Source organism: Pseudomonas sp. fls2-241-TYG-175 (assembly GCF_030209155.1).
Lineage (GTDB): Bacteria > Pseudomonadota > Gammaproteobacteria > Pseudomonadales > Pseudomonadaceae > Aquipseudomonas > Aquipseudomonas viridiflava.
The window spans coordinates 1-12,413 of sequence record NZ_JARVSO010000003.1 but is presented as its reverse complement, the minus strand read 5'-3'; the positions used below and the strand labels follow the sequence as shown (position 1 = coordinate 12,413).

Genomic DNA, 12,413 nt, shown 5'->3' with positions numbered 1-12,413 from the left:
GGCGGCATCGCCGTCAGAGGATTAACATCGGGCACGATCCTGTTCACAGGTCGTGCCCTTTGTCTTTGTGGCATCCCTATTCTGTAAACCTCGAATTCAAGTGGCCATGAACGAAATCTCCAGCCCTGAGCAATACGATCTGCAAACCGCTGCCCTCAAGGTGCCGCCGCATTCCATCGAGGCCGAACAGGCTGTACTCGGTGGTCTGATGCTGGACAACAACGCCTGGGAGCGGGTGCTCGATCAAGTCTCGGATGGCGATTTCTATCGACATGACCACCGCCTGATCTTCAGGGCTATCGCTCGTCTGGCCGACCAGAACAGCCCGATCGACGTGGTGACGCTGGCCGAGCAGCTGGACAAGGAAGGGCAGACCTCACAGGTTGGCGGCCTTGGCTACCTCAGTGAGCTGGCGAAGAACACTCCGTCGGTTGCCAACATCAAGGCCTATGCGCAAATAGTTCGTGCGCGGGCAACCTTGCGGCAATTGATCGGCATCAGCACCGAAATTGCCGACAGTGCGTTCAACCCCGAAGGTCGCACCGCCGAAGAGATTCTTGACGAGGCCGAACGGCAGATCTTCCAGATTGCCGAAGCGCGGCCCAAGACCGGCGGTCCGGTCAGCGTCAATGACCTGCTGACCAAGGCCATCGACCGTATCGATACCCTGTTCAACAGTGATAACGCGATCACCGGCCTGTCCACCGGTTATACCGATCTGGATGAAAAGACCAGCGGCTTGCAGCCGTCCGACCTGATCATCGTTGCCGGTCGTCCGTCGATGGGTAAGACCACCTTCGCGATGAACCTCGTCGAGAACGCCGTGTTGCGCAGCGACAAGGTCGTGCTGGTCTACTCCCTCGAGATGCCAGGCGAATCGCTGATCATGCGTATGCTGTCGTCGCTGGGTCGTATCGACCAGACCAAGGTGCGTGCCGGTCAACTGGATGACGACGACTGGCCGCGCCTGACGTCGGCCGTCAACCTGCTCAATGACCGTAAGCTGTTCATCGATGACACGGCGGGTATCAGCCCTTCGGAAATGCGCGCCCGTACCCGTCGTGTAGTGCGCGAGCATGGCGACGTGGCAATGATCATGATCGACTACCTGCAGTTGATGCAGATTCCGGGATCGAGCGGTGATAACCGCACCAACGAGATTTCCGAGATTTCCCGCTCGTTGAAAGCGCTGGCCAAGGAATTCAACTGCCCGGTCATCGCCCTGTCGCAGCTCAACCGATCTCTGGAACAACGCCCGAACAAGCGCCCGATCAACTCCGACCTCCGGGAATCCGGAGCGATCGAGCAGGACGCCGACGTCATCATGTTCGTGTACCGGGACGAGGTGTATCACCCGGAGACCGAGCACAAGGGCATTGCCGAGATCATCATCGGTAAACAGCGTAATGGTCCCATCGGTACCACGCGCCTGGCGTTCATCGGTAAATACACCCGCTTCGAAAACCTCGCGCCGGGCAGTTACAATTTCGACGACGATTGATTGCCCGACCGGTCCTGCGTTCTGCGCTCAGACGCGCAAAAGTAGCCAGGCCGAGAGTGTCTGACTGGATGTGAAACCTGTGGGAGGCGTCACCACGTCTTCGAAGTAGCGCTGTCGCGTAGCAAACACGGACCGTAGGAGCGCGCTTGCCCGCGATTGCGTCAGTTCAGTCGCTGATGTGTCGCGTCAAAGAGCGCATCGCCGGCAAGCCGCCTCCCACAGTCCGTTGGCTGCCGCAAGATTTTTGAGAGACGCTAAGCGCTCTGCGTGGTTATGCCGTCGAAGGCGCTCCGCGTCCCGATTCGCGAACATCATGGAGTTGCATCGCTCCATTCAATTCCGACCGCCGCAGTCGGACTTGATCAAAAAATGTGCTATATTCCGCGCCCGCGATTTTTCCAACGTGCGAACGTAGGTCCTGAACATGCAAGCAGCCAAGCCGTTATTTGACTATCCCAAGTACTGGGCCGAATGTTTCGGACCAGCACCCTTCCTGCCCATGAGTCGGGAAGAGATGGATCTGCTTGGCTGGGATTCCTGCGACATCATCATCGTGACCGGTGATGCGTACGTGGATCACCCGTCGTTCGGCATGGCGATCATCGGGCGTCTGCTCGAGTCCCAAGGCTTTCGCGTGGGCATCATTGCCCAGCCCAACTGGCAGTCCAAAGACGACTTCATGAAGCTCGGCGAGCCGAACCTGTTCTTCGGTGTCGCTGCCGGCAACATGGACTCGATGATCAACCGCTACACCGCGGACAAGAAAATTCGCTCCGATGACGCCTATACCCCCGGTGGCATGGCGGGCAAACGTCCGGACCGCGCGAGCCTGGTCTACAGCCAGCGCTGCAAAGAAGCCTACAAGCACGTGCCTATCGTGCTCGGCGGTATCGAAGCCTCGCTGCGTCGTATCGCGCACTATGACTACTGGCAGGACAAGGTCCGCAACTCGATCCTGATCGACGCCTGCGCCGACATTCTGCTGTACGGCAACGCCGAGCGTGCGATTGTCGAAGTCGCCCAGCGCCTGTCCTATGGTCAGAAGGTTGAAGACATCACTGACGTGCGCGGCACCGCGTTCATTCGTCGTGACACGCCGCAAGGCTGGTACGAAGTCGACTCCACGCGCATCGACCGTCCGGGCAAGGTCGACAAGATCATCAACCCGTACGTCAACACCCAGGACACTGAAGCCTGCGCCATCGAGCAGGAAAAAGGCCCGGTTGAAGACCCGAACGAGCCGAAGGTTGTGCAGATTCTCGCCAGCCCGCGCATGACCCGTGACAAGACAGTCATTCGTCTGCCGTCGGTGGAGAAAGTGCGTAACGACGCCGTTCTGTATGCCCACGCCAACCGCGTGCTGCACCTGGAAACCAACCCGGGCAACGCCCGTGCGCTGGTCCAGAAGCATGGCGATGTAGACGTCTGGTTCAACCCGCCGCCCATTCCGATGACCACCGAAGAAATGGACTACGTGTTCGGCATGCCCTACGCACGTGTTCCGCATCCTGCGTACGGTAAGGAAAAAATTCCGGCCTACGACATGATCCGCTTCTCGGTGAACATCATGCGTGGCTGCTTCGGCGGCTGCACCTTCTGCTCCATTACCGAGCACGAAGGCCGCATCATTCAGAACCGTTCCGAAGAGTCGATCATTCGCGAAATCGAAGAGATCCGCGACAAGGTGCCTGGCTTCACCGGCGTCATCTCCGACCTCGGCGGGCCGACCGCGAACATGTACCGCATCGCCTGCAAGAGCCCGGAAATCGAATCCGCTTGCCGCAAGCCGTCCTGCGTGTTCCCTGGCATCTGTCCGAATCTGAACACCGATCACTCCTCGCTGATTCAGCTGTATCGCAGTGCGCGTGCCTTGCCGGGCGTGAAGAAGATCCTGATCGCTTCGGGTCTGCGTTACGACCTCGCTGTCGAGTCGCCGGAATATGTCAAGGAGCTAGTGACGCACCACGTCGGCGGTTACCTGAAGATCGCCCCGGAACACACCGAGGAAGGTCCGCTCAATCAGATGATGAAGCCGGGCATTGGCAGCTATGACAAGTTCAAGCGCATGTTCGAGAAGTACACCAAGGAAGCGGGCAAGGAGCAGTACCTGATTCCTTACTTCATCGCGGCCCACCCGGGCACCACCGATGAAGACATGATGAACCTGGCGCTGTGGCTCAAGGGCAACGGCTTCCGTGCCGACCAGGTGCAGGCGTTCTATCCGTCGCCAATGGCCACCGCCACGGCCATGTACCACTCGGGCAAGAACCCGCTGCGCAAGGTCACGTACAAGAGCGACGCGGTCACCATCGTCAAGAGCGAGGCGCAGCGTCGTCTGCACAAGGCGTTCCTGCGCTACCACGATCCGAAAGGCTGGCCGATGCTGCGTGAAGCACTGGAACGCATGGGCCGCTCCGACCTGATCGGCTCGGGCAAGGATCAACTGATTCCGCTGCATCAGCCTGCAACCGACAGCTACCAGAGTGCGCGTCGCAAGAACTCGACACCTGCCGGCAGTCACAAGGTTGCCAAGGCGGCCAAGACCACGCTGATCCAGACCCAGCACACCGGCCTGCCGCCACGCGGCAGTGACGGCAGCAAGCCATGGGACAAGCGCGAGGAAGCCAAGGCCGCCGCCATGGCTCGCAACAAGCAGGCTGCCAAGGAACGTATGGAAGCGGCCAAGGGCGGGAAGGGCAAAGGCGGCAAGCCACCCCGCAAGCCTGTGGTGCCGCGCTAGGTCACTACAAGCGGATGCGGAGCTTATACACAGGCCTGCCTCGACACTGATCGTGCCCATGCTCTGCATGGGCGTGCATCCCGTGACGTTCTGCGTCACATCACGGCCGGACGCAGAGCGTCCTGAGAGGCGTTACCACGCTGGAGCGTGGGAACGATCAGTGTCGCCGGGCCTTCCGGGACGCTCCGCGTCCCACCGGCACTGATTACTCGGATCAGGCAGCTTTCCCCGCAGCTTCCTCGCGTCAATCAGATACTTCACCTCCCGTCTCATCCCTCTGCCACACTGTCTGCCACATTATCGTGCGACCCTTGCACGCTCGGCGTCGGCTGGCGCGATTTTGGTGCCTTGTCCGCTCAGGCGCGTATTGCCAGCGTCGCAGGCGCAGGACTTTGGCCGGATGGCATAAGTCTTGCGCGGATCATTTACCGTTCAGGCTCGCAGGAGGCACGCCGTGTCGATTCATATTGCCTTGCACCACGTCACGCATTACCGCTACGAACGCGCCGTCGAACTGGGTCCGCAGATTGTTCGCCTGCGCCCGGCGGCCCATAGCCGCACGCGTGTGCTGTCCTACTCGCTGAAAGTGCAGCCTGAAAACCACTTCATCAACTGGCAGCAGGACCCGCAGGGCAACTACCTGGCACGCCTGGTCTTCCCCGAGAAAACCGACGAGTTTCGTGTCGAGGTCGATCTGGTCGCCGAGATGGCGGTCTTCAATCCGTTCGATTTCTTCCTCGAACCCTACGCCGAAAACATCCCGTTCCTGTACGCCAGTGAAGAGCAGCGTGAGCTGGCGCCGTATCTGGAGAAACTGCCGCTGACGCCCAGGTTCCAGGCGTATCTGGACAGCATCAGCCGTGAACCGATACCGGCTATCGATTTTCTGGTCGGGCTCAACCAGCGCCTGAGTCAGGACGTCGCATACCTCATCCGCATGGAACCGGGCGTACAAACACCCGAGTACACGCTGGAAAACGCCTCAGGCTCCTGCCGCGACTCGGCGTGGTTGCTGGTGCAGTTGCTGCGCCACTTGGGCATGGCGGCGCGTTTTGTGTCGGGTTATCTGATTCAGCTCAAGGCCGACGTCGCCGCACTGGACGGTCCGTCCGGCACTGACGTCGACTTCACTGACCTGCACGCCTGGTGCGAGGTTTATCTGCGGGGTGCTGGCTGGGTCGGTCTGGACGCGACCTCCGGTCTGTTTGCGGGCGAAGGGCATATTCCGTTGGCGTGCAGCCCGGAACCGTCTTCTGCCGCGCCGATCAGCGGGCTGGTCGAACCGTGCGAAACGCAGTTCAGCCATGAAATGTCGGTCGAGCGGATCTGGGAAGCGCCACGCGTTACCAAGCCTTACACGGAAGAGCAATGGCAGGACATTCAGGCCCTGGGTCATCAAATCGATGCTGACCTGCAACGCGACGACGTGCGCCTGACCATGGGCGGTGAGCCGACCTTCGTCTCCATTGATGATCGTGACGGCGCGGAATGGAACACCGCCGCGCTCGGCCCGAAAAAACGTGAGCTGTCAGCCGAGCTGTTCCAGCGCATGCGGGCGCATTACGCACCGCTGGGCATCGTGCACTTCGGACAGGGCAAGTGGTATCCGGGCGAGCAACTGCCGCGCTGGTCGCTGAACTGCTTCTGGCGCAAGGACGGCCAGCCGGTCTGGCACAACGACGCGTTGATCGCCAGCGAGACTGAAGACTACGGCGTCACGGGCGAACTGGCAGGGCGCTTTCTGGCCAGCGTCGCCGAGCGGCTGAAGCTGCCGACCCGCTTCGTGTTTCCGGCCTACGAAGACAATTATTACTACCTGTGGCGCGAAGGCGCGCTGCCGGTGAACGTCACTGCCGAGGATTCAAGGCTCGGCGACGAGATGGAGCGTGCCCGTCTGCGCAAGGTCTTCGCGCAGGGCCTGGACAAGGTCATCGGTCAGGTGCTGCCACTGGCGCGCACGGCTGATGGCGACAGTTGGCAGAGCGGACGCTGGTACCTGCGTGACGATCATTGCCGTCTGGTGCCGGGCGATTCGGCGCTGGGCTATCGTCTGCCGCTGGCTTCGCAGCCGTGGGTCAAGGCGGCGGAATACCCGTTCATCCATCCGACTGACCATAACCAGGCCTTCCCGGAGCTGGATGACAGCGACTCGCTGATCGCACAACTCAAGTCCTCCGACACCGATGCCGAGCGCGCGCCCAAGCTTGATGAGTCTGCCGACTGGCTGACCCGCACAGCCCTGTGTGCCGAAGCCCGTGACGGGCGTCTGTACCTGTTCATGCCGCCGCTGCAGAAGCTTGAGGAATACCTCGAACTGGTCGCGGTGATCGAAGCGACGGCCGAAGAGTTGAAGTGTCCGGTGTTGCTGGAAGGCTACGAGCCGCCGAGCGACCCGCGTCTGTGCAACTTCCGCATTACCCCGGATCCGGGCGTGATCGAAGTGAACGTGCAGCCGTCCGCCAGTTGGGATCAGCTTGTGGAGCGCACCGAGTTTCTTTACGAGCAGGCGCGCCTGACGCGGCTGACCACCGAAAAATTCATGATCGACGGGCGCCACACCGGCACCGGCGGCGGCAACCACTTCGTCATGGGTGGTGCAACACCTGCCGACTCGCCGTTCCTGCGCCGTCCCGATCTGCTGCGCAGCCTGATCAGCTATTGGCACAATCACCCGTCGCTGTCGTACCTGTTTTCCGGTCTGTTCATCGGGCCGACCTCACAGGCCCCACGCATCGACGAAGCGCGTAACGACTCGCTGTACGAGATGGAAATCGCCTTCTCACAAATGCCCGAGCCTGGTGAAGAAGTGGCGCCGTGGGTCGTGGACCGTTTGCTGCGCAACCTGCTGATTGACGTGACCGGCAACACACACCGTGCCGAGTTCTGCATCGACAAGCTGTACTCGCCTGACGGTGCAACCGGGCGTCTGGGTTTGCTGGAGCTGCGTGCTTTCGAGATGCCGCCGCATGCGCGCATGAGCCTGGCTCAGCAGTTACTGCTGCGCGCTTTGGTGGCGCGCTTCTGGCGCGAGCCTTATGCGCCCGCCAAGCTGGCCCGCTGGGGCACGCAATTGCATGACCGCTTCATGTTGCCGCACTTCATCGAGCAGGATTTCGCTGACGTCGTGGCCGACCTCAACAGTGCCGGTTATCCGGTGCGTGCCGACTGGTTCGCGGCGCACCTGGAGTTCCGTTTCCCGAAAGTCGGTGATTACGCCGTCAATGGTATCCAGCTTGAATTGCGTCAGGCGCTGGAGCCTTGGCATGTGCTGGGTGAAGAGGGTTCGGGCGGTGGTGCAGTGCGTTACGTGGATTCGTCACTGGAGCGCCTGCAAGTGCATCTCACCGGCCTGCCGCCGCAGCGCTACATGTTGACCTGTAATGGCATTCCCATGCCGCTGCAGCCAACCGGTCAGGCGGGCGAGTTTGTCGCGGGCGTGCGTTATCGCGCCTGGCAGCCGGCCAACTGCCTGCAACCGACCATCGGTGTGCATGCGCCATTGGTCTTCGACCTGCTCGACACCTGGATGCACCGCTCACTGGGCGGCTGCGAGTATCATGTCGCCCATCCGGGCGGGCGCAACTATGAAACCCTGCCGGTCAACGCCAACGAAGCGGAAAGCCGCCGCATGTCGCGTTTCTTCCGCATTGGCCATACACCGGGCAAATTGGAGGTCCCGTCGCTCAACATTAACGACGAACTGCCGATGACGCTGGATATGCGCCTGCACTGAGTCTGCGTCAACAGTGAGTCGGGTGCGCACGGACGTGACACCTGACCGCTTCATCTGAAGTCCTTTTTGCTGCCCTGCCGAGCCTTCCATGCCCGACTTGCTTGACCGATACCCGCTGTCCGAGGGTACCTACCACGAGATGCTCGATGCCGACGGGACAGTTCGTCCTCATTGGCGGCGTCTCTACGAGCACATGCGACGCAGCTCGCCTGCGCAGCTGACCCAGCGTCAGGCACTGCTGACCCGGCAGATTCAGGAAAACGGCGTGACTTACAACGTCTATGCCGATCCCAAGGGCGCTGATCGTCCGTGGGAACTGGACCTGCTGCCGCACATCATTCCGGCTGACGAGTGGGCGCATGTGGCGGCCGGTATCGCTCAGCGCGGACGGCTGCTCAATGCGGTGCTTGCCGATCTGTATGGCCCGCAGACCCTGATCGCCCAAGGGCTGCTGCCTGCCGAGCTGGTCTTCGGGCATAACAACTTTCTGTGGCCGTGCCAGGGCGTCAAGCCGCCCGAGGGTACGTTCCTGCACATGTACGCCGTTGACCTGGCGCGCACGCCCGATGGTCGCTGGTGGGTGACGGCTGACCGGACCCAGGCGCCTTCCGGTGCAGGTTATGCGTTGGAAAACCGCCAGATCGTCGCTCGTGCCTTGCCGGAAACCTACCGTGATCTGCAGGTGCGGCATCTATCCGGTTTCTTCGGTGCCTTGCAGCAGACGCTGGCGCGCCAGGCGCCTACCAGCAATGAAGCGCCGCTGATCGTGTTGCTGACGCCGGGGCGTTTCAACGAAAGCTATTTCGAACATCTGTATCTGGCGCGGCAGCTGGGTTATCCGCTGGTCGAGGGCGGCGACCTGACGGTGCGTGACGCCACGGTGTTTCTGAAAACCCTTAGCGGTCTGCGCCGGGTGCACGCCATCATGCGCCGTCTGGACGATGACTTCTGCGATCCGCTGGAGCTGCGTACAGACTCGGCACTGGGCGTGCCGGGGCTGCTGGAAGCCGTGCGTCAGGGCAATGTGCTGGTGGCCAACGCCTTGGGCAGTGGTGTGCTGGAATCGCCGGGGCTGCTGGGCTTTCTGCCGAAAATCTGCGAGTACCTGTTCGGCGAGGAACTGATCCTGCCGTCCGTGGCGACCTGGTGGTGCGGCGAGCCGCCCGTGCTGGCGCAGGCACTCGAAAAGCTTCCTGAGCTCCTGATCAAACCTGCGTTTCCGTCGCAGCATTTCGTACCCGTATTCGGCCGCGACCTGGACGATGAACAACGCAAGGCGCTGGCCGCGCGCATGCAGGCCAGGCCTTATGCCTACGTCGCGCAGGAACTGGCGCAGCTGTCTCACGCGCCCGTTCTGCAGGCCGATGGCGAAGCCTTGCAGCCGCGTGCTATCGGCATGCGGGTGTACGCTGTCGCGGGCCTTGATGGTTATCGTGTTTTGCCGGGCGGTCTGACGCGCGTGGCAGCCGATGCCGATGCGGACGTGGTTTCGATGCAGCGTGGCGGTGCCAGCAAGGACACCTGGGTGCTGGGTGAGCGCTCCTACAGTGGCGTGCATGCCGGCGAGCCTTTGAAAGGCCAGCGTGCATTGGGCGTCTACGACCTGATCCGGCGTGATCCCTATCTGCCGTCCCGGGTTGTGGAAAACCTGTTCTGGTTCGGGCGTTACTGCGAGCGCTGCGACGACAGCGCGCGTCTGCTGCGCATCATGTTCACCCGCTATGTCGACGATGATGATCCGCAAGCCTTGCAGGCTGCCGTGACGCTGGCCGAAAGTCTTGGCGTACTGCCCGAGGCCGAAGAAGACGAAACGCTGCAACATCGTCTGCTGACGGCGTTGCTGGGCGATGAATGGCCGTTCAGCCTGCGCGCCAACCTGCAGCGTCTGCAGTGGGCGGCCTCGCAAGTGCGCGGCAAGTTGTCCAGAGAGAACTGGCAGGCACTGGTCGAGTTGCAGCGCGAAGCCATGAGCCTGGAATCCGAAGACCCCGACTTCGGCGAACTACTGGATTTCCTCAACCGTTTGGTGATGTCGCTGGCCGCGCTGTCCGGTTTTGCGCTGGATGACATGACCCGCGACGAGGGCTGGAGCTTTCTGATGATCGGGCGACGTATCGAGCGCCTGAAGTTTCTCAGCATGAGCCTGGCGGCGTTCCTGCGTGGCACCACTGTGTCGGATCAGGCAGGCCTCGAATGGCTGCTGGAACTAGGCAACAGCAGCATCACGTATCGCTCGCGCTACATGGCGGTGCCGCACTTGATTCCGGTGCTGGACCTGTTGTTGCTCGACGACCAGAACCCCCACGCCGTACTGTTTCAGCTCAAGCTGGTGCAGCGCTCGTTGCGCCGCTTGAGCGACAACTTCGACGCGCCGCGTGACAACAGCCTCACGGTTATGGCACAGCGTCTGGCGGCTTTCGATCTCGGCAGTCTGGAAAATCCGCTGTTCGGTCAGAGCAGCATCGACGCGGTGCTGGACGGTCTCGCGGACCTCTTGCAAGGCATCGGCGAAAGCGCCGGTCAAGCCTCTGATCGTCTGGCCTTGCGTCACTTTGCCCACGTCGATGACGTCAGCCAACGCACGGTATCCGTCTGATGAGCGCCCTTTACCAGATTTTCCATGACACGCATTACAAGTACGACAGCCCGGTGTCGCTGGCCCAGCAACTGGCACACCTGTGGCCGCGCAGCAGTCCTTGGCAGCGTTGCACCGAGCAAAGCCTGGAGATCTTTCCGACGCCTACCACGCGCCGCGATGAGCTGGACGTGTTCGGCAATCCGCTGACCCGGCTGGCCTTCGAACGTCCGCACGACGAATTGCAGGTCAATGCACGTCTGCAGATCGAGGTGCTGGAACGGCCGTATCTGGACTTCAACCTGTCGCCGGAATGGGAAGTCACGCGTAGCGCGCTGACCTACAGCGCCAAGCCGATGAGCGCTGATGTGCTGGAAGCCTGTCGCTACCGCTTCGAATCGCCCTACGTGCACTTGAAGCGCTCGTTCGTCGAGTTCTCGCAGGATTGCTTTCCGCCGGGGCGGCCGTTGCTGCTCGGTGTGCAGGCACTGATGGAAAAGATATTCGACGAGTTCACCTTCGACAGCGAAGCTACCCAGGTGGCGACGCCGTTGGTGGAAGTGCTGGAACGCAGGCGCGGCGTCTGTCAGGACTTCGCGCACCTGATGCTTGCCTGTCTGCGTTCCCGTGGGCTGGCGGCGCGTTATGTCAGCGGCTATCTGCTGACCCAGCCACCCCCCGGACAGCCTCGCCTGATCGGTGCGGACGCCTCGCATGCCTGGGTGTCGGTGTTCTGTCCTGCGTCGGGCTGGGTCGATTTCGACCCGACCAACAACGTGCAGCCCGCACTGGAACACATCAGTCTGGCGTGGGGACGCGACTTCTCCGATGTATCGCCATTGCGCGGTGTCATTCTGGGTGGCGGCACGCATGACCCCGAAGTGCGGGTCACGGTCATGCCGGTCGCCTGAGCCGCGCTTAATTCCCGGTGTCCGCCAAACGTTTATTACTCGGCGGCATCGACCCATTCAGACGCTATGCCGGGCCCGGTCGTACGCATCGTGCGGACAACTGGCGCTTGCGCCACAGGCGTAAGCGGCGAGCAGACTGCGAAACAGACTATTGAGTTGCATGAAGGTCTTTCCATGGGGAGGTCGATGTGCCGATGGTAGAGTGGCGCTCCGTGTCTGGCTGTTTGATTGTTTCGATGGCACCGATAGTTCGTGCGCCTTTCGCTCGCCATTGGAACCCCGCCGCCGTTCGACGCTCTGTTTTCAATCGTCGCTTTTAAATCTGAAGTACCTGCCCTGGAGATTCAAATGATCCGCAAGCTTGTAGCGATTTCCCTGTTGACGCTGGCCAGTGGTCAACTGCTGGCGGCCGAGTGTTCCACCACCATCGACTCGACCGATCAGATGATGTACGACAAGAAAGCGATCGAGATCGACAAGAGCTGCAAGAGCTTTACGGTCAACCTTACGCACTCCGGCGAGCTGCCGAAGAACGTCATGGGGCATAACTGGGTGTTGAGCAAGAAGGCCGACGCTCAAGGCGTGACCACTGACGGCATGAGCGTTGGAATCGACGAGAACTACGTAAAACAAGGCGACCCACGCGTAATCGCCCACACCAAAATCATCGGCGCGGGTGAGAAGGACTCGGTGACCTTCGATGTCTCGAAGCTCGATCCTGCTGAAAGCTATGAATTCTTCTGCACGTTCCCTGGCCACATCGCGATGATGAAAGGCAGCGTAACGCTGAAGTAATTGATCGCCGTGTCCATGATCGTCCGCCACGCTGGAATGTGACGCAGAGCGTCACGAGCTGCATACCCACGCGGAGCACTCATCGTTATACACAAGTCTGTCAAACACTGATCGTGCCCATCGCTCCGCGTGGGCATGCCTCCCGTGACGCTCCGCGT

Annotated in this window: 6 protein-coding genes; all 6 read left to right on the top strand. The window is 61.2% G+C overall.

Annotated elements, in window-relative coordinates:
- Positions 1 to 106: 106 nt before the first annotated feature.
- The 6 genes from dnaB to azu all read left to right on the top strand — a co-directional run bounded on the left by dnaB (position 107) and on the right by azu (position 12,255).
- Complete coding sequence (dnaB, locus tag QRN20_RS02590; protein WP_004883590.1) at positions 107 to 1,501, top strand: replicative DNA helicase; 1,395 nt, start codon at positions 107 to 109, stop codon at positions 1,499 to 1,501.
- 424 nt (positions 1,502 to 1,925) lie between these two features.
- Positions 1,926 to 4,241: a YgiQ family radical SAM protein gene (locus QRN20_RS02585; protein ID WP_043305339.1), complete on the top strand. Its 2,316-nt coding sequence runs from the start codon at positions 1,926 to 1,928 to the stop codon at positions 4,239 to 4,241.
- 454 nt (positions 4,242 to 4,695) lie between these two features.
- Positions 4,696 to 7,974, top strand: coding sequence for a transglutaminase family protein (locus QRN20_RS02580; RefSeq protein WP_285359983.1), 3,279 nt, complete (start codon positions 4,696 to 4,698; stop codon positions 7,972 to 7,974).
- Positions 7,975 to 8,062: 88 nt separating this feature from the next.
- Positions 8,063 to 10,570: a circularly permuted type 2 ATP-grasp protein gene (locus tag QRN20_RS02575; RefSeq protein ID WP_122501226.1), complete on the top strand. Its 2,508-nt coding sequence runs from the start codon at positions 8,063 to 8,065 to the stop codon at positions 10,568 to 10,570.
- The gene (locus QRN20_RS02570) at positions 10,570 to 11,460 is read left to right on the top strand and encodes a transglutaminase family protein (protein ID WP_029242996.1); all 891 of its coding nucleotides are present in this window, start codon (positions 10,570 to 10,572) and stop codon (positions 11,458 to 11,460) included. Before QRN20_RS02575 ends, QRN20_RS02570 begins: the two co-directional genes overlap by 1 nt.
- A 348-nt stretch (positions 11,461 to 11,808) precedes the next feature.
- Entirely contained in the window at positions 11,809 to 12,255 is a 447-nt protein-coding gene (gene azu / locus QRN20_RS02565) for an azurin (protein WP_122408013.1), read from the top strand.
- Positions 12,256 to 12,413 lie beyond the last annotated feature (158 nt).

Excerpts from the sequence above, each read along its gene's own strand:
- dnaB (WP_004883590.1), top strand. The coding sequence starts at position 107 with ATGAACGAAATCTCCAGCCCTGAGCAATACGATCTGCAAACCGCTGCC.
- QRN20_RS02585 (WP_043305339.1), top strand. The coding sequence starts at position 1,926 with ATGCAAGCAGCCAAGCCGTTATTTGACTATCCCAAGTACTGGGCCGAA.
- QRN20_RS02575 (WP_122501226.1), top strand. The coding sequence starts at position 8,063 with ATGCCCGACTTGCTTGACCGATACCCGCTGTCCGAGGGTACCTACCAC.
- QRN20_RS02570 (WP_029242996.1), top strand. The coding sequence starts at position 10,570 with ATGAGCGCCCTTTACCAGATTTTCCATGACACGCATTACAAGTACGAC.
- azu (WP_122408013.1), top strand. The coding sequence starts at position 11,809 with ATGATCCGCAAGCTTGTAGCGATTTCCCTGTTGACGCTGGCCAGTGGT.